Below are 15,709 nucleotides of genomic sequence, written 5' to 3' on the forward strand. Positions count from 1 at the left end.
GGACATCTGATAGCAAGCGTTAGGTCAGACAGTCTGCGCGTTCACTGCAAGCGGGGGGCCGTCCACATCTGCAATCTCTACGCCCTGATGAAGGCGCGCGCTGAAGTGGCGGCGCTGGCGCGGGCGATGACCGACCTCAATAACAACCAGCCGCCTATGCCGGGCATCTATCCTGACTACGCCGCGCCGATCATCACCCAAGGCGAAGACGGTCAGCGGATCATGCGCGACGCGAGGTGGGGCATGCCGTCATCAAAGGAAGCGCTGTTCGACGCGGCCACGCTGCGGGCCGACAAATTGCGCGCCAAGGGCACGGAGTTCGACTTCGCCGAGTTGCTGAAGATGGAGCCCGACAAGGGGACCACCAACATCCGCTACGCGATCAGCAAGAAGACGGGCAAAACCAACCGGCACTGGGCGCCGTGGCTAGGCGCCGGCAGTCGCTGCCTCGTGCCGTTCACCTCCTTCGCCGAGCCCGATCAGGACCACAAGAAAGACCGCAAGAACGTCTGGTTCGCGCTGGACGAAGGCCGCCCCCTGGCCTTCTTCGCCGGCATCTGGACGCCCCACGCCTGCGTGCGGATGATCAGCAAGGGCTGGGAAGAGATTGTGGCCTACGGCTTCCTCACGACGGATTCCGCCGAGCCGGTGAAGACCTATCACTCCAAGGCCATGCCGGTGATCCTCACCGAACCGGAGGAGTGGGACCTCTGGATGAGCGACGCGCCCTGGGACGAGGTCAAGTCGCTCCAGCGTCCGCTTCCGGACCGTCTGAAGATCGTCGCCTTTGGCGGCAAGAGCGACGAGGTTGTCCCCGCCTAGCCCTCGTCGTCCGGCGGGGTCCAAGACCAAGGGCCGTCGTAGAGATGCGGGAAGACAGCCACCTCCTTGGACCTGCATCCTTCTTCGCCGCTGCAGGATAGCCGCGCGGCGATATCCGCGATCTTAATGTGCGTCCGCTCGCCAAATTTCTCGACAAGATCCTCGGGAGTCCATTCCAGGCACCGAGGGCAGTCCTTGCAGCAGATCGCGAGAGAATAGCCCTTGGTGAGGTAGGTGCGCACCGTATCGCTTCCCACCTGACCGAGATGGAAGCGCCGAATGAGCTGTTCCGGCGGTCGCTTCAGCGTCGAAGGCGGGCGCTCTGACATGTCGGCGGTCTGTTCCTCGTGATCGACATCATCGGCGTCGTTCGATCCCGTAAGGAGCGATCGCGCGCCCCTGGCGTTCGGATCATGAGGTAATCCATGTCCGATCCGTTCGCACCCCCACCGCCCCATCCGGAACCTGGTGCTCCACCGCTGGAGATCCCGCCGGACGGCCCGCCGCCTGAGCTCGACGAGCCGATCGTCCCGTTCAACGAGCCAGGACCACCTTTGTCTCCAGACGACGACCGCCCCTACGATCCGCCGCCACGCGTGCAGTAGGCTTAGCCCGCGCGACGCAACTCCGTCGGCTTGGGATCGGCAGGCAACTGCGGAAAGAGCCAGATCAGCTCTGGATGCCGGTCGACCAAGTGCGCGAAAGGCTTGCGGATTCTCGGCGTTAGCGCCGGGTTCTTAACGCACATCGCTACGACTAGAGCGGCCGTCGTGCGCAGGGTCGGGTTGCGCAAACTGGCCCGCTGATCTTCCAGGCGCTTACGATAGCGCGAGCCGTGGTCTGTTGGCGGTAGTTCGGCCATCGCCCGATCGATGTCGCGCAGGGTCTCGGCAATCGCTTCGGCTAGGCCGATCTCCAGGGCCAGGCTCAGAAATTCACCCTCGATACGCGACACGTCTGGCACTCCCCGACTGGCCCCACGATGGACCACCCGAGCGGCCCTTCGCGCTGCGACGCGGCGTCGCAAGACCCGTGGTTTCACCCGATCTCAGCCGCCCGCTCAAGGAGAAAGTTCGCGTTTCGTTCACAGGGTGTTAGCTTGCTGGGGACATGGACTCGCCGCCTCGCAAAATCATCCATATCGACATGGACGCCTTCTATGCGTCGGTCGAACAGCGCGATGATCCCAGCCTTAAGGGCAAGCCCCTCGCCGTTGGCCACGGGGCACGGCGCGGGGTGGTCGCGGCCGCCAGCTATGAGGCCCGACGGTTCGGTGTGCGATCGGCCATGCCGTCAACCACGGCCCTACGCAAATGCCCGCAGCTCGTCTTCGTGCCGCCTCGGTTCGAGGTCTACAAATCTGTTTCGCGCCAGATCCACGAGATCTTCGCTGACTTCACCGACCTGATCGAACCGCTGTCGCTGGACGAGGCCTATCTCGACGTCACCGCCGACAAGGCCGGCGTCGGCAGCGCCACCGAGACCGCGCGGCAGATCCGGGCGCGCATCCTGGCCGAGACGGGCCTCACCGCCTCGGCGGGCATCTCCTACAACAAGTTCTTGGCCAAGATGGCTAGCGACCAGAACAAGCCCAACGGCCAGTTCCTGGTCGCGCCTGGCCGGGGCCAAGCCTTCGTGGCTACCTTGCCGATCGGCCGTTTCTACGGCGTAGGCGAAGTCACCGAGCGCAAGATGAAGGCGCTGGACATCGAGACCGGCGAGGACCTCTACAATCAGACCCTGGACTTCCTTGTTCACCACTTCCGCAACAGCGGAGCATGGTTCTACGGGATCGCCCGCGGTGTCGACGAGCGCCCGGTCAATCCCGATCGCGAGCGCAAGTCCTCAGGCTCGGAGACGACCTTCGAGACCGACCTCACCGATCCCGATCTCATTGAGACCGAGATCGCCGCCTTGGCCGACAAGGTGTTCGGCTGGTGCGAAAAGACCCAGGCGTTTGGGCGCACAGCGACGGTGAAGATCAAGTATGCCGACTTCGAGCAGGCCACGCGGCGGCGCTCTTTGCCCAACGTCATCGCTGACGCGACGACCCTGAAAGGCGTGGCCCAGGATCTGGTGCGATCAGTGTACCCTTTGCGCGCGGGCGTGCGATTGTTGGGCGTGACCGTGTCGAGCTTCGCTCCGGCCCCGATCGAGGCCCAGGCCACCCTACCCGTCTAGCCTCGGACCGTAGGCGTTCGTCATCGTGGCGCTATAAACCTCCCAATGACGCAGCCGCCGAACCCCGAATTGGAACCGATCGACTACTGGCGGGCCGTATCTCGCCGCGGCGTCCTGGCGCTTGGTTTCTGCGTGCGACGCGAAGTCGAGGGCCCCGTGCTGGTCGCTGAACTGACCGGGCCGCTGGACGGTTGGACGCGCCGCGCGGCGCTCGCCGCGATTGCGGTGCATCAGGATGTCACCGCAACGCGTGACCTGCCCTTGATCGCCGCGCACGCCGTATTGATCATGGCCTTGGAGCGGAGCGCAGCCGTCACCGCCCTGGCCGCCTACCAGGACCTTCTTGCCGGTGCGCTATGGCGCGCCATCGAGGCGGACCCGGCGCGCCAGATCGAGGCCTTGAGCCAGGGCGAGCCGTCCTAGCCAGCACTCAGGAGAGACCGCTTGGACATGACTGAGGACCAAGTCGGATCGCAAATCGCAATCCCGACGATGAAGTCGCTCTACATCGAAATGTTCCGGGGCGAGCTGAAGCTGGCGTCCGGCACCGGCTTCCTGGCGGCAAACGACCGGCAGTCGCACTGCGCTTTCATCACCAACCGGCACAACGTCACCGGGCGCGACCAGGATTCTGGACAGTGCCTGCACAGCCAGGGCGCCGAGCCGGACGCCATCGTCATCCATTTCCATAAGGCCGGCCATGTCGGGGAATGGGTTGAAATCCGCCTGCCGTTGTTTCGGGACGACGGCACGCCGTATTGGATCGAGCACCCTCGTCTCGGCGCAGCGGCCGATCTGGTGGCGCTGAACCTTAGTTGGGGCGGCGACGTCAGCAAATACGCGTACTACATGGACCTAGATCTGGATCGGGCGGGGATTTACGTCGGCCCCGCAGACACCGTCAGCGTCATCGGTTTTCCCTTCGGACAGTCGTCGTTCGGCCGGTTTCCAATTTGGGCGACCGGTTTTCTGGCTCAGGAGCTGGAGCTGATTACGCCGGACAACCCGGTGTTCCTTGTCGACTGTCGCGCGCGGAGAGGCCAATCGGGTTCGGCGGTGATCTCCTATCGCACCGGAACCTACCGCACGCGCCGAGCGGACGGCGCTTTGTCATCGGTCATGAGCGGCGCGTCTGTCTGGGAATTCCTGGGCATCTATTCAGGCCGCCTCAACCCGGAATCCGACCTCGGCAGGGTTTGGCATGTCACCGCGGTCAGGGACGTCCTGGATGCGGCCCACCAGGACCAAGTACGACGCGAGGCGGCCGCCGCGCTCGCAGCCCCATCCAAAGACGCTCCAGCCTCCGTCTAGCGCATCGTCCAGGGGCGGATCGCCAGGACGGCCAGCGTGAAGAGGCCGATGAAGAGGCCAGGCAAGAACCACGGCTCGGTCTTGCCCTCGATCATCTGAACCAAGCTGGTGAGCACAACCGTCGGCATCACCGCCCCGACCAGACAGACTGCCCAGCCCTCCCACTCGTAAAACCTTGGGCGCTGTCGGGGCTCGTCATCATCATCCATCAGCCACCTCCGACCACGACCCTAACGCGCATGGCCAGGCTTGGCGACCGCAGGCGGCGCCGCTTCTGGCCACGCTTACGTCAGCTTCGGTCGTCCCCGAAAAATTTCGATTCCGCTCAAACCCTTGTGGCGATTGGACCTTGGGCCGGGCGCGCGCCTGCGCCGCACCGATGGCCCCGTTGACTCCGAAACGGCAACAAGAACAAAGCTAGAACGAATTCGTTCTCTTGCCATGATCTCATCCTCATCCCCCGCCGCGCTCGACGCGCTCCGTCGCAAGGTTCGCGCCCTGGAAGCCCAGGATCGCGTCACCCGCGCGGTGTTGCCGTTCGGCGTCCAACCCTTGGACGCGCGCCTGCCCGGCGGCGGCCTGGCGCTCGGGGCGCTGCACGAAGTGGTTGGCGGCGCCGAGGAAGCGCTCTACGGCGCGACGGCGGCCAAGTTCGCCGCCGGCATCCTGGCCCGAGCGCAGGGCGAGGTTCTCTGGTGCCGGCGGCAAGCGGACCTCTTCGCCCCCTCCCTGGCCCAGGCCGGCCTGCCGCCACAGCGGGTGATCTTCGCCGACGCCGGCGACGAGGCCGGCGTGCTGGCCGCCATGGAGGAAGGTCTGCGCTGGCCGGGCTTGGCCGGGGTGATCGGCGAGGTCGGCAAGCTCTCGATGACCGCCTCGCGGCGCCTGCAGCTGGCGGCCGAGAAGAGCGGCCAGATCGCCATCGCGGTCCGAAGGTGGCGACGGATCGCCGACGCGGCCGACCTCGGCCAGCCGACAGCGGCCGAGACGCGGTGGCGGGTCTCGCCCCTGCCCTCCTCGCCACTTCCGCCTTCCGTTCCTGGCGTGGGTCGTCCCCGCTGGTTTCTCGAACTCCTCCGCTGCAAGGCCGGCGACGCCTTCGACATCGAGCTAGAAGCCTGTGACGCAAAGGGTCATCTCCGTCTTCCTGCCCCGCTGGCCCACCGACCGGCTGGCCCGTTTGCAGGGCAAGAGCGCGCCATCGCCTGACACGCCGATCGTTATGGTCGGACGGGTCGGTCGCCGGCGCGCGGTCGCGCACATGAACCTTGCCGCCGCCAAGACCGGCCTTCGGTTTGGCCAGGCCGTCGCCCACGCCACGGCCCTGGTCCCCGGCCTCGTGCTCCATGATCTCGACGTCGAGGGCGACAACGCCGCCCTCCAGCGCTTGGCGCTCTGGGCCCAGCGGCTCTACTCGCCGACAGTGGCGGCTGATCCGCCCGACGGCCTAGTCATCGACGCCACAGGCTGCGCGCATCTCTTCGGTGGGGAAGAGAAGATGCTGATCGACCTGCGCCGGCGCCTCGCCAAGGCCGGCTACGCCGCCACGGTCGCGATCGCCGACAGCTGGGGCGGCGCCCACGCGCTGGCCCGTTATTCCCGGCGCTCGGTGTTCGTCGTGCCGCCCGGCGGCCTGGGCGTGCAGCTCAAGGACCTGCCGGTCGCAGCGCTGCGCCTGCAGCCGGAGACCGTCCAGGCCCTGGCTAAGCCGGGCTTCGACACCATTGGCGAGTTGGAGGCCACGGCCAAGGGTCCGTTGGCCCATCGCTTCGGGATGGAGCCGATCCGCCGGCTCGACCAGGCCCATGCCCGTGAGCGCGAGCCGATCGAGCCGGTCTTCGCGCCCGAGACCCCACGCGCGGCCAAGATCTTCGCCGAACCGATCGGTGCGCCCGAGACCATGGCCCGCTACTTGACCGAGCTGACCGTCGAACTCTGCGCCACGCTTGAAGCTCTAACGCTCGGGGCCAAGACGATCGATGCCTGGTTCTACCGGGTCGACAACCGCGTCGAGAGCGCCCGCATCGGCCTCTCCGCCCCGGCACGCGACGCTCGTCGGCTGGCCAAGTTGCTTTGCGAAAAGCTGGAGAAGGTCGATCCGGGCTTCGGCGTCGACAAGATGGTCCTGGCCGCGTCTAACGCTGAGCCGCTGGCCTACAGCCAAGACGATGTGCTGGGCGGCAAACGCACCGCCGATCTGTCGGGCTTGATCGACACGCTGCGGGTGCGCCTCGGCGCGGAGGCGGTCTACCGCCTGGCCAGCACCGAGAGCGACTTGCCTGAACGAAGCGTGCGCAAGGCGCCCGCCGGCGAGACGCCGGCCGCCTTCTCCTGGCCCGTCGACTGGCCTCGGCCGACCCGGTTCTTTCCCCGTCCCGAGCCGATCGAGACGGTGGCCCTACTCCCCGACCAACCGCCGGCGTCGTTCACCTGGCGCGGCGTGCGTCGGCGGGTCCGCCGCGCCGACGGCCCCGAGCGGGTGTTCGGCGAGTGGTGGAAGGCGGACGCCGAGCTGGCCCGCTCCAGAGACTACTTCCAGGTCGAGGACGACGGCGGCGAGCGCTACTGGATCTATCGCGACGGCGACGGCGAGGACGCCGCCACCGGCAGCCAGCGCTGGTTCATGGCCGGGGTGTTCGGATGAACTCACCCGGACAAGCACCTGAAGATCTTGGCGAATATGTCGAGCTCCAATGCGCCTCGCACTTTTCGCTGCTACGCGGGGCGTCGTCCCCGGGCGAGCTGTTCGACGAGGCCGCTCGGCTAGGCTACCGGGCGCTGGCCATTTGCGATCGCAACAGCCTGGCTGGCCTGGTGCGCGCCCACATCGCCGCCAAGGAAACCGGGGTTCGGCTGATCGTCGGCTGCGAGTTGGTCCTGCGCGACCGCATGACGATCGTGGTCTTGCCCACAGACCGCCCCGCCTACAGCCGCCTTTCGCGGATGCTGTCCTTGGGGAAGACCCGCGCAGGCAAGGGCGGCTGCGACCTTGATCTCACCGATCTCGCCGCCCACGCCGAGGGGCTGATCGCGATCCTCGTGCCCGAGGACGCCGACGAGACCACCGCCCAGCAGCTCCACAAGCTCGCGTACATTTTCGGCCCGGACGCCCATGTCGCCCTGACCTTGCGCCGGCGTCCTGGCGACGCGCTGCGGCTCTATGAGCTTGAACAGATGGCCCTGGCGGCCGGCGTCACCCCGGTGGTCACCAACCGGGTGCTGTTCCATGAGAAGGAACGGCGACTGCTGCAGGACGTCGTCACCTGCATCCGCGAAGGGACCACGATCGACGACGTCGGCTTCAAGCGCGACCGGCACGCCGACCGCTACCTGAAAACCCCGGCCGAAATCCTGCGCCTCTTCCCACGCCACCGCGCCGCCGTCGCCGCGTCGGTAGCGATCGCGCAGCGCTGCCGGTTCTCGCTGTCCGAGCTCAGCTACCAGTATCCGCGTGAAGTGGTCGCCGACGGTGAGACCGCCCAGCAGACTCTGGAGCGCCTGACGTGGGAAGGCGCGGCCCACCGTTTTCCCGACGGCCTGACGCCGGAGGTCCGCCGGATCCTTCAGCATGAGCTGCAGCTTATCGGGCAGCTGGGCTATGCGCCCTACTTCCTGACCGTCAATTCGATCGTCCGCTATTCCAAGAGCCAGGACATCCTCTGCCAGGGCCGCGGCTCGGCCGCCAATTCGGCGGTCTGCTACGTGCTGGGCATCACCAGCATCGACCCCGAGCGCAACGACCTGCTGTTCGAGCGCTTCGTCAGCGCCGAGCGCGACGAGCCGCCGGACATCGATGTCGATTTCGAGCACGCCCGACGCGAGACGGTGATGCAATGGATCTTCGAAACCTATGGCCGCCATCGCTCGGCGATCGTCGCGGTCGTCCAGCGCTTTCGGCCGCGCGGCGCGGTGCGTGACGTCGGCAAGGTCCTGGGCCTGCCCGAGGACATGACCAAGGGGCTCTCCAGCCAGATCTGGAGCTTTTCCCGCGAGGACATCGAAGAAAAGCACGCCCGCGACATGGGCCTCGATCTTTCCGACCGGCGCCTCCGCCTGACCCTGGAGCTGGCCCAGGTGCTGCTCAACACCCCGCGCCATTTTGGCCAGCACCCTGGCGGCTTCGTCCTGACCCATGACCGCCTGGACGAGCTCGTCCCGATCGAGCCGGCGCGAATGAAGGATCGCCAGATCATCGAGTGGGACAAGGACGACATCGACGAGCTGAAGTTCATGAAGGTCGATGTGCTGGGCCTGGGGATGATGACCTGCCTCAAGCGCGGCCTGGACCTACTCAAGGACGCCAAGGGGATCGCGCTCGATCTTGCGACCATTCCGCCCGAGGATCCGCGCACCTACGCGATGATCCGCAGGGCCGACACCCTGGGCGTTTTCCAGATCGAGAGCCGCGCGCAGATGGCCATGCTGCCACGCCTCAAGCCCCGCTCGTTCTACGACCTGGTCATCGAGGTGGCGATCGTGCGTCCCGGCCCGATCCAGGGCGACATGGTCCATCCCTATCTGCGCCGCCGCGAAGGCAAGGAGCCTGTGACCTTCCCCAAGCCCGAGCTGGAAAAGGTGCTGGGCAAGACCTTGGGCGTGCCGCTCTTCCAGGAGCAGGCTATGCGGGTGGCCATCGAGTGCGCCGGCTTCACGCCCGGCGAGGCCGACCAGCTGCGCCGGGCGATGGCCACCTTCAAGTTCACCGGCGGGGTCAGCCACTTCAAGGACAAGCTGGTCGGCGGCATGGTCGAGCGCGGCTATCCGCTGGAATTTGCCGAACAGACCTTCACCCAGCTGGAGGGCTTCGGGTCCTACGGCTTTCCCGAAAGCCATGCCGCTAGTTTTGCGCTCCTGGCCTACGCCTCGTCCTGGCTCAAATGCCACCACCCCGATGTCTTCTGCGCGGCCCTTCTCAACAGCCAGCCGATGGGCTTTTACCAACCGGCCCAGATCGTCAGGGACGCTATCGAGCACGGCGTCGAAGTGCGACCGATCTGCATCAATGCCTCGCGCTGGGACTGCATCCTGGAGGAGACCTCGGACGGGTCGCTGGCCGTGCGTCTGGGTCTGCGGATGGTGCGCAAGCTGTCCGAACTCGACGCCGCACGCCTCGTTATGGCCCGCGCGGAAGAGCCCTATGGATCGATCGACGAGGTCTGGCGTCGCGCGCAGATCGGCCCTGGCGCCCTCTCGCGCCTGGCCGAAGCCGACGCTTTTCGGCCAAGCCTTGGCCTTGCCCGACGCGAAGCGGGTTGGAAGATCAAAGGCCTGCGTGATGTCGCCCTGCCCCTGTTTGATCAGGCCAAGGCGCCGGAGCTGAATGAGCCAGCCCCGGCGCTGAAGGCCATGACCGAGGGGCGCGAGATCGTCGAGGACTATGGCCACGTGGGCCTGAGCTTACGCCGCCATCCCTTGGCGCTGCTACGCGAAGAACTTGCCGCCCAGGGCTACCGCCCCTGCCAGGCCGCCGCCAGCGGTCGCGATCGCCAGTTCATCAAGACGGCAGGCCTGGTGCTGGTGCGCCAGATGCCGGGCACCGCCAAGGGCGTGATGTTCATGACCCTCGAGGATGAGAGTGGCGTTTCCAACCTCGTGATCTGGAAGACGCTCTACGAAAAGCAGCGCCGAGTGGCCCTTTCGGCCCATCTGCTCGGCGTCGAGGGCTACATCCAGCGCGAAGGCGATGTCGTCCACCTGGTCGCCTACAAGCTCCATGACCTCGGCGCGGTCCTGTCGCACCTGCAGGATCGCGGCGCCGACGCCGGCGATCTTTCCTGGGCCCGCCGCAGCCGCAATTTCTGTTGAGGCGCGCGATGATCGACACCCAACCCTTGCTCTTCGACCTTCCTCTCGCGCCCAAGACGCCCTTGCCGGAAGGCTTTCGCTATAAGGCCGAGCTGATTGACGCGGCCGAGGAACGCGAGCTCGTCGCTAGCTTCCAGGACCTGCCGTTCAAGGCCTATGAGCATCTGGGCTATTTCGGAAATCGCCGCATCGCCGGCTTTGGCTGGCGGCAGGACGAGAGCGGCCGGATGGTGGAAACCGGCGAGCCCATCCCCGACCTGCTCCTGCCGTTGCTGGACAAGGTGGCGGCCTTCACGGGCCTAGCGCGCGACAGCTTCCGCCATGCCCTGGTCACCGAGTATTCGCCGGGCGCGGGGATCGGCTGGCATCGCGACCGGCCGCCGGCCGTGGCGATCGCGGGGGTTTCACTCTTGTCGCCCTGTCATTTCCGCCTGAGGCGCAAGGCCGGCGACCGCTGGGATCGCGCGTCGATCATCGCCTCGCCACGCTCGGCCTATCTGATGGCCGGTCCGGCGCGTAGCGACTGGCAGCACAGCATCCCCGCGCTCGAGGCCCTGCGCTATTCGGTGACGTTTCGGACCGTGCGGCGCTAGACGCGCCAGCTGACGAGGAACGTCTCGATCAAGGCCTTGGCCAGGTCTTCGAAGCGCGCGGCGGCCGCGACTGGAACGCGTGCGGTCAAGCCGCCCGGGAACTTAGCCAGCGCGCCGCCGGTCAGAGCGATTATCAGTTCAAGCTGGGGGCGCGCGTCGCGAACCTCCCCATCCGGACCAATACCCGAGACCTTGGCTTCGGCGGGAATGGCGAACTCGTAGGTGACGACTTTGCTGGCGGCTGCGGCATGGGCCAGGAAGCGCTCGCGGCGCTCGGCGACGCCCTCCAGATCGAGGATCTCCGCGCTCGTTTCGACCGTCAGGTCCTCGGCGAACGGCAGGAGCGCGGCCTTCGCCGTGGATCGCGTGTGCATGCCCCAGATATGGGAACGCCCCGTGAATTTTCGAGAGGTTGGCCGGCCCGCGGGCGCTAGAGGGCGAACACGACGGACCGGCTTTCCCGCCCGCCAAACTCAAGCGGCGGACGGTATTCTAGCGCCAGACGGGCCGGCCAAGTTTCACACCGGCCAATGCGGCAGAATCCTTTCGCCATGCGAAGCGTTGTCTTGGCGCCAGGAGATTTCCCATGCCCGACACCCAGACCTATCGCGTCCATGCGCGCGGCGAAGACGCCAGCCACGGGCACGCGGTCGACGCCGTCAGCTTCGAGGACGCGGCGGTGGCCTTTGTCGAGCTCTGGCATCCGCCAGTCGACGCCGACAACGAGGTCTCTCTGATCGTGCGGGAGACCGAGAGCGGCGTGGAGCACTGCTTCCGGATCGATCTGGACAGCGGCGAGGCCGCGCCCTGCCAGTAGAGGCCGGCCAGAACGAATCACCGCCAGCCCCGTTGAGTCGAGTCTTCACGGACCGGCGATCCTGCCGGCCCTCACGGAAACAGGACCATGGCCGGCTATCGCCCTACTTGGCAGGGACACCTTCGCCTCTCGCTCGTCACCTGTCCGGTGGCGCTCTACACCGCGACCAACTCCGGCGGCGAGGTCCATTTCAACCTGATCAATCCGGAGACCAACAACCGGATCAAGATGGTCACCACCGACCCCGACACCGGGCCGATCGAGCGCGCTAAACTGGTGAAGGGCTACGAGTTCGAGAAGGGCCAGTACGTGCTGCTGACCAATGATGAGATCGCCTCGGTCAAACTGGAGAGCACCAAGACCATCGACATCGAGCGGTTCGTGCCCGAGGCCGACATCGATCGCATCTACTGGGACAATCCCTATTACCTCGCGCCCGACGGCAAGCTGGCCCAGGAAGCCTTCAGCGTCATCCGCGAGGCCATGGCGCGCTCAGGCCAGATCGCCTTGGGCCGGGTGGTCATGTCGACCCGCGAGCGCTTGCTAGCCCTGGAGCCGCGCGGCAAGGGCATCCTGGCCTATACCCTGCGCACCGATGCGGAGGTCCGGGCCGAGGATGAAATTTTCGGGGCAATCAGCGACAAGGCGCCGGACGCGGCGATGATCTCAATCGCCGAAAAGATCATCCAGCAGCAGGAAGGCCCGTTCGACCCCAGTCAGTTTACCGATCGCTACGAGGAGGCGCTCAAGGCGCTGATCGCCGACAAGCGCAAGGGCCACAAGGTGGCCAAGGTCGCCGAGCCGGACGACACCAATGTCGTGGACCTGATGGCGGCGCTGCGGGCCAGCCTTGGCGGCGCGCCCGGCGCCAAGGCCAAGCCGCCCAAGGCGGCGGCCAAGGCCAGCGGTCGATCGAAGGCGACGACGGCGCCGGCGCCCGCCAAGGCGCCGGCCCGCCGCAAGGCTGGCTAGGCCTTCTGGCGATCGCCCTTGTCGCCCTGGCCGCGTCCCGCGTCATGGCTGGAGTGGCGGCGCTGGTCGGCGGCCGACGATTTGCCGACATCGACCACCTCGGAGAAGTGGCCCTTGTCGTCGCGACGCACATAGCGCTTGTCACCGGGCGTGGGCTCGATCAGTTCACGTTTGGACATGGCGGTAAGTCTCCCTTTCGAAAGACGAATCCGCAGGCCAGCCAAACTGTTCCGCACCTAGCCTTTGGAACGACGTCCCGGCGGTGACGGTTGTCCTGGCGTGCGCATCGCCACCTTGAACATCAACAACGTCCTCAGCCGGTTCGACCCGCTGATCGAATGGCTGGACGACGCCCAGCCCGACGTCGTCTGTCTCCAGGAGCTCAAGGCCGAACAGGGCCGGTTTCCAGCCGAGGCCATTGAGCAGATGGGCTACGGCGCGGTCTGGAAGGGCCAGCGCACCTGGAACGGCGTGGCGATCCTGGCGCGCGGGATGACCCCGGTCCTGACGCGCACCGCCCTGCCCGGCGATCCTGATCCATCCCAGAGCCGCTACATCGAGGCGGCGGTAGAAGGCGTGCTGATCGGCTGCCTCTACCTGCCGAACGGCAATCCGGTTCCCGGCCCTAAATTCGATTACAAACTCGCCTGGTTCGAGGCCCTGCTATCCCACGCCCAAAGCCTTCTGAACTCCGGGGCGCCGGTGGTGCTGGCCGGCGACTACAACGTCGTGCCGACCGAAGCTGACATCTATCCCAATCACTCCTATGGCGGCGACGCCCTGCTCCGTCCCGAGAGCCGCGCTGCCTTCCAGCGCCTGCTCGATCAGGGCTGGACCGACGCCCTGCGCGCCGTGCATCCGAACGCCGCGCCCTGGACCTACTGGTCCTATCTGCGGGAGCGCTGGCCCAAGGACAAAGGCCTGCGCATCGACCATCTGCTTCTGTCGCCCGATCTCGCCGACGAACTCGAAGACGCCGGTGTCGATCGATGGGTGCGCGGGCTCGACGGCGCGAGCGACCACGCGCCCGCCTGGATCGAGCTCCTCCGATGAAGCCCCCCGCGCCCATTACGCCGGATGGCCGCTACATCGTCGTGCGCGGGCGGCTCTGGCGACGAAGCAATCCACACCTCTCGGCCGAGCACCGCCAGACCTTGGTGAACGCGCTGATGAATGCGCGTCGCGCGGTCAGGGCGGCGCTGGCGGCCGAGGACCCAGATCAATTGGCCAAGGCTCGCGCTCAAGTCGACGCCGCCAAGGTCGGGCTGGGCGAGCGCGGCCCGGTGTGGTGGAACGATGGAGCGCCAGACCTCAACCGGCACATGGCCAAGAATACCGTCTATGCCGATTGGTGGGCGGGCCTCAACGCGAGCTAGCGCCGCCATGAGCGGCGCCGTACCATGGCCTCATGCCCGCTCGCTCCCGACCAACCGCCCGCCTGCTGACCCCCGCCGGCTGGGCCGGCCTTGCCGCCTTGGTCCTGCTGGCGGCGGGCTTGGTCTTCGCCCTCGTCCAGGTTCTGCCGCGCACCTAGCGCGTCCAGAAAACATGCACTTGGTCGGCGGCGGTCTCGACCGTGAACAACTCGCCGTTTAGCCGCGCGTCGCGCGCCATGGCCTCATAGTCGATGTAGAGCCGCAGGGTCTCCGGAATGGCCGTGGTCTCCTCGGTCATCTCTTGAAAGCAATCGGCCAGACTGGCGAAGACCCCGTGATACTGGTCGTCGAGCGCTGCGGCGGCCGCATCGAGATCGCCTCCGACCTCGGCCAGCACCAGGGCGCCGAGCGTACCCCGCGCGCGCAGGAAGGCGGCGATTTCGACGACCCTGGCGATGTTGGCATATTCGGCGATCTCTACGCCGCCGAAGCCCTCATAGTCATGGATCGCAAACTCCTCGGCCATCGGCTCGGGCGAGGCCGCCAGCATCGCCCGGATCGCCACCCACACCGCTTCGATGTCGTCCTCGACATCGATCCAGGCGCCGTGCAATCGGCCGCCATTGTAGGCGGCCAGGCACGCGACATAGATACGGGGCTCAAGATCATCAGCGGCTTTTCCCATGATCCTCATCCTTCAAGGCAGGGGTTCGACATCGAACCCTTGCCCGTCGGCGAGACCGGGGGTGCAAGCGGAGGGACGGCTTCGCGGGGACCCGGCTGCAGGACGGCCATAGGCCGGCCGAAGCTGGGCGGAAGCCGATCCGAAGCGCGCCGGGGGCGGAGCCCCAAGCTAAAATAGTGGAGCGCCCGATCTGCGGCGCATGAGCCGTTGGCCCAGCAGGACTAGAACTGTGTTAGATTTGAATCACGGATCGAGGCTGTCTCGATCGCGCCTGCGCCAGAGGCGCTTCCAGCGTCGCCGTAGCCACATCGCCACCGCTCTGAAGGCCCGACCGAGTTTGTCGCCCGTCAGGCGTAGCGAGATGGCGAGCCGATGGCTCCAGGGCACGATCCCTAGAGAGGAAAGCGCAAGGTCCATCAGATCACGCGTCGCGGATATGACCTCCCCCATCGGGCCAAGATAGACATCTGGCCCAGCGTCGTAGTCCCAAGCACGTCGCGCGGTAAGAAGGCGCTCGTAGCGATCACGAAAGTGCGCTGGCAGGATCAGGTAGTTGGCCTTGAAGGCCTCATCCGCCTTTACGACCTGCACCCAGTATCGATCGTGATCGGTTTTGAGCGCATCGCTGGCATAGTAGCCGTGCACGTCCTCGTCGAACCCATCGTAGATACGTTCCGCTAGGGGTTTTGCGGCCCTAAGCGCTCCGATGATTTCGCTGCAGGCCTCCTGCCGACGCTCCCAGACTTTTTCATGCCGGTGGCGGTCGCGGGCGAACAGGCCGTTGACGATAGTGACAAGCAACGTGCCCGTCACGCCAATCAAGGCTCCGATCAGCGCGGCAGCCGCAGCCGTGAGCCGAGTATCGAAGAGAATCGAGGAAAGCACAGCCGGTTTCGCCTATATCTGCGATGACAGTCCAGGTTCAAAATTTGCCACTATTCTACTTGCCACAATAGGCGGCCGCGCTAGCCCATCAATGAGCCCTCGATGAGCGAAGTGACCTTGTCCGCCACACTGAAGGCCAACAGCTTCCTGGCGACCGTCACCGTCTCTAACGGTGTCGCGCTCAGCTCCGCTGAGACCTTCCCGACGATCCGGGAGGCTATCACCGCGCCCCTCCCTGAAGCTCCTGCCGATACCAGAGCGG

General features: G+C 66.2%; 21 protein-coding genes. 14 read left to right on the plus strand and 7 right to left on the minus strand.

Annotated features, from left to right (window positions below):
- On the plus strand, window positions 1-822 hold an 822-nt coding region (locus AC1RJ9_RS14325; protein WP_492839391.1), incomplete at its 5' end, for an SOS response-associated peptidase.
- Here the strand turns inward: AC1RJ9_RS14325 and AC1RJ9_RS14330 are convergent.
- Window positions 819-1,151 (minus strand): hypothetical protein, encoded by a 333-nt coding sequence (locus AC1RJ9_RS14330; RefSeq protein WP_062093634.1) that lies wholly within the window; start codon window positions 1,149-1,151, stop codon window positions 819-821. The two genes, AC1RJ9_RS14325 and AC1RJ9_RS14330, sit on opposite strands and share 4 nt — an antisense overlap.
- A gap of 96 nt (window positions 1,152-1,247) precedes the next feature.
- Between AC1RJ9_RS14330 and AC1RJ9_RS14335 the strand changes: the two genes are divergently transcribed.
- Window positions 1,248-1,427 carry a hypothetical protein gene (locus AC1RJ9_RS14335; protein WP_127846981.1) on the plus strand — a complete coding sequence of 60 codons (180 nt, stop codon included), beginning with the start codon at window positions 1,248-1,250 and terminating at the stop codon, window positions 1,425-1,427.
- Window positions 1,428-1,429: 2 nt separating this feature from the next.
- On the opposite strand, the gene AC1RJ9_RS14340 is transcribed toward AC1RJ9_RS14335, so the two are convergent.
- Window positions 1,430-1,777, minus strand: coding sequence for a hypothetical protein (locus AC1RJ9_RS14340; RefSeq protein ID WP_062093633.1), 348 nt, complete (start codon window positions 1,775-1,777; stop codon window positions 1,430-1,432).
- A gap of 155 nt (window positions 1,778-1,932) precedes the next feature.
- Between AC1RJ9_RS14340 and dinB the strand changes: the two genes are divergently transcribed.
- From dinB to AC1RJ9_RS14355, 3 genes are read left to right on the plus strand one after another with little or no spacing between them, the layout of a single operon-like run.
- Window positions 1,933-3,003 carry a DNA polymerase IV gene (gene dinB, locus AC1RJ9_RS14345; RefSeq protein WP_062093632.1) on the plus strand — a complete coding sequence of 357 codons (1,071 nt, stop codon included), beginning with the start codon at window positions 1,933-1,935 and terminating at the stop codon, window positions 3,001-3,003.
- Between the two features lie 45 nt (window positions 3,004-3,048).
- Window positions 3,049-3,426, plus strand: coding sequence for a hypothetical protein (locus tag AC1RJ9_RS14350; RefSeq protein ID WP_062093631.1), 378 nt, complete (start codon window positions 3,049-3,051; stop codon window positions 3,424-3,426).
- A gap of 27 nt (window positions 3,427-3,453) precedes the next feature.
- On the plus strand, window positions 3,454-4,314 hold the full coding sequence (locus tag AC1RJ9_RS14355; RefSeq protein ID WP_062093666.1) for a trypsin-like peptidase domain-containing protein: 861 nt from the start codon (window positions 3,454-3,456) through the stop codon (window positions 4,312-4,314).
- On the opposite strand, the gene AC1RJ9_RS14360 is transcribed toward AC1RJ9_RS14355, so the two are convergent.
- Window positions 4,311-4,523 (minus strand): hypothetical protein, encoded by a 213-nt coding sequence (locus AC1RJ9_RS14360; RefSeq protein ID WP_062093630.1) that lies wholly within the window; start codon window positions 4,521-4,523, stop codon window positions 4,311-4,313. The genes AC1RJ9_RS14355 and AC1RJ9_RS14360 overlap by 4 nt on opposite strands.
- 232 nt (window positions 4,524-4,755) lie before the next feature.
- On the opposite strand from AC1RJ9_RS14360, the gene AC1RJ9_RS14365 reads away from it, so the two are divergent.
- Genes AC1RJ9_RS14365 through AC1RJ9_RS14380 form a run of 4 tightly spaced genes read left to right on the plus strand, consistent with a single transcriptional unit; the run spans window position 4,756 to window position 10,712 of the window.
- Entirely contained in the window at window positions 4,756-5,523 is a 768-nt protein-coding gene (locus AC1RJ9_RS14365) for an ImuA family protein (RefSeq protein WP_062093629.1), read from the plus strand.
- 13 nt (window positions 5,524-5,536) lie between these two features.
- Window positions 5,537-6,958, plus strand: coding sequence for a Y-family DNA polymerase (locus AC1RJ9_RS14370; protein ID WP_369797823.1), 1,422 nt, complete (start codon window positions 5,537-5,539; stop codon window positions 6,956-6,958).
- Window positions 6,955-10,119, plus strand: coding sequence for an error-prone DNA polymerase (locus AC1RJ9_RS14375; protein ID WP_062093627.1), 3,165 nt, complete (start codon window positions 6,955-6,957; stop codon window positions 10,117-10,119). Before AC1RJ9_RS14370 ends, AC1RJ9_RS14375 begins: the two co-directional genes overlap by 4 nt.
- 8 nt (window positions 10,120-10,127) lie before the next feature.
- Window positions 10,128-10,712, plus strand: a complete 585-nt coding sequence (locus tag AC1RJ9_RS14380) for an alpha-ketoglutarate-dependent dioxygenase AlkB (protein WP_062093626.1) — start codon at window positions 10,128-10,130, stop codon at window positions 10,710-10,712.
- Here AC1RJ9_RS14380 and AC1RJ9_RS14385 read toward each other — a convergent pair.
- Window positions 10,709-11,086 (minus strand): hypothetical protein, encoded by a 378-nt coding sequence (locus AC1RJ9_RS14385; protein ID WP_062093625.1) that lies wholly within the window; start codon window positions 11,084-11,086, stop codon window positions 10,709-10,711. The two genes, AC1RJ9_RS14380 and AC1RJ9_RS14385, sit on opposite strands and share 4 nt — an antisense overlap.
- Window positions 11,087-11,298: 212 nt before the next feature.
- Between AC1RJ9_RS14385 and AC1RJ9_RS14390 the strand changes: the two genes are divergently transcribed.
- Window positions 11,299-11,529, plus strand: a complete 231-nt coding sequence (locus AC1RJ9_RS14390) for a DUF5961 family protein (protein WP_062093624.1) — start codon at window positions 11,299-11,301, stop codon at window positions 11,527-11,529.
- A gap of 87 nt (window positions 11,530-11,616) precedes the next feature.
- Complete coding sequence (gene ku / locus AC1RJ9_RS14395) at window positions 11,617-12,501, plus strand: non-homologous end joining protein Ku (protein ID WP_062093623.1); 885 nt, start codon at window positions 11,617-11,619, stop codon at window positions 12,499-12,501.
- Here ku and AC1RJ9_RS14400 read toward each other — a convergent pair.
- On the minus strand, window positions 12,498-12,680 hold the full coding sequence (locus AC1RJ9_RS14400; RefSeq protein WP_062093622.1) for a hypothetical protein: 183 nt from the start codon (window positions 12,678-12,680) through the stop codon (window positions 12,498-12,500). The genes ku and AC1RJ9_RS14400 overlap by 4 nt on opposite strands.
- A 100-nt stretch (window positions 12,681-12,780) precedes the next feature.
- Between AC1RJ9_RS14400 and AC1RJ9_RS14405 the strand changes: the two genes are divergently transcribed.
- From AC1RJ9_RS14405 to AC1RJ9_RS14415, 3 genes are read left to right on the plus strand one after another with little or no spacing between them, the layout of a single operon-like run.
- On the plus strand, window positions 12,781-13,554 hold the full coding sequence (locus tag AC1RJ9_RS14405; RefSeq protein ID WP_062093621.1) for an exodeoxyribonuclease III: 774 nt from the start codon (window positions 12,781-12,783) through the stop codon (window positions 13,552-13,554).
- Window positions 13,551-13,877, plus strand: coding sequence for a hypothetical protein (locus tag AC1RJ9_RS14410; RefSeq protein WP_168193664.1), 327 nt, complete (start codon window positions 13,551-13,553; stop codon window positions 13,875-13,877). The genes AC1RJ9_RS14405 and AC1RJ9_RS14410 overlap by 4 nt, the downstream gene beginning before the upstream one ends.
- 32 nt (window positions 13,878-13,909) lie before the next feature.
- Window positions 13,910-14,035 (plus strand): hypothetical protein, encoded by a 126-nt coding sequence (locus AC1RJ9_RS14415; protein WP_255357051.1) that lies wholly within the window; start codon window positions 13,910-13,912, stop codon window positions 14,033-14,035.
- On the opposite strand, the gene AC1RJ9_RS14420 is transcribed toward AC1RJ9_RS14415, so the two are convergent.
- Window positions 14,032-14,562 (minus strand): antirestriction protein ArdA, encoded by a 531-nt coding sequence (locus tag AC1RJ9_RS14420; RefSeq protein ID WP_062093620.1) that lies wholly within the window; start codon window positions 14,560-14,562, stop codon window positions 14,032-14,034. The genes AC1RJ9_RS14415 and AC1RJ9_RS14420 overlap by 4 nt on opposite strands.
- A gap of 243 nt (window positions 14,563-14,805) precedes the next feature.
- Complete coding sequence (locus tag AC1RJ9_RS14425) at window positions 14,806-15,447, minus strand: hypothetical protein (RefSeq protein ID WP_062093619.1); 642 nt, start codon at window positions 15,445-15,447, stop codon at window positions 14,806-14,808.
- Between the last annotated feature and the right edge of the window lie 262 nt (window positions 15,448-15,709).

It is taken from the genome of Caulobacter sp. GW822-FHT07D08 (assembly GCF_058798735.1).

Coding starts and splice junctions, on each gene's coding strand:
- AC1RJ9_RS14415 (WP_255357051.1), top strand. CDS start 13,910: ATGCCCGCTCGCTCCCGACCAACCGCCCGCCTGCTGACCCCCGCCGGC.
- AC1RJ9_RS14400 (WP_062093622.1), bottom strand. CDS start 12,680: ATGTCCAAACGTGAACTGATCGAGCCCACGCCCGGTGACAAGCGCTAT.
- AC1RJ9_RS14385 (WP_062093625.1), bottom strand. CDS start 11,086: ATGCACACGCGATCCACGGCGAAGGCCGCGCTCCTGCCGTTCGCCGAG.
- ku (WP_062093623.1), top strand. CDS start 11,617: ATGGCCGGCTATCGCCCTACTTGGCAGGGACACCTTCGCCTCTCGCTC.
- AC1RJ9_RS14370 (WP_369797823.1), top strand. CDS start 5,537: ATGGTCGGACGGGTCGGTCGCCGGCGCGCGGTCGCGCACATGAACCTT.
- dinB (WP_062093632.1), top strand. CDS start 1,933: ATGGACTCGCCGCCTCGCAAAATCATCCATATCGACATGGACGCCTTC.
- AC1RJ9_RS14410 (WP_168193664.1), top strand. CDS start 13,551: ATGAAGCCCCCCGCGCCCATTACGCCGGATGGCCGCTACATCGTCGTG.
- AC1RJ9_RS14350 (WP_062093631.1), top strand. CDS start 3,049: ATGACGCAGCCGCCGAACCCCGAATTGGAACCGATCGACTACTGGCGG.
- AC1RJ9_RS14360 (WP_062093630.1), bottom strand. CDS start 4,523: ATGGATGATGATGACGAGCCCCGACAGCGCCCAAGGTTTTACGAGTGG.
- AC1RJ9_RS14335 (WP_127846981.1), top strand. CDS start 1,248: ATGTCCGATCCGTTCGCACCCCCACCGCCCCATCCGGAACCTGGTGCT.
- AC1RJ9_RS14390 (WP_062093624.1), top strand. CDS start 11,299: ATGCCCGACACCCAGACCTATCGCGTCCATGCGCGCGGCGAAGACGCC.
- AC1RJ9_RS14330 (WP_062093634.1), bottom strand. CDS start 1,151: ATGTCAGAGCGCCCGCCTTCGACGCTGAAGCGACCGCCGGAACAGCTC.
- AC1RJ9_RS14380 (WP_062093626.1), top strand. CDS start 10,128: ATGATCGACACCCAACCCTTGCTCTTCGACCTTCCTCTCGCGCCCAAG.
- AC1RJ9_RS14375 (WP_062093627.1), top strand. CDS start 6,955: ATGAACTCACCCGGACAAGCACCTGAAGATCTTGGCGAATATGTCGAG.
- AC1RJ9_RS14420 (WP_062093620.1), bottom strand. CDS start 14,562: ATGGGAAAAGCCGCTGATGATCTTGAGCCCCGTATCTATGTCGCGTGC.
- AC1RJ9_RS14365 (WP_062093629.1), top strand. CDS start 4,756: ATGATCTCATCCTCATCCCCCGCCGCGCTCGACGCGCTCCGTCGCAAG.
- AC1RJ9_RS14355 (WP_062093666.1), top strand. CDS start 3,454: ATGACTGAGGACCAAGTCGGATCGCAAATCGCAATCCCGACGATGAAG.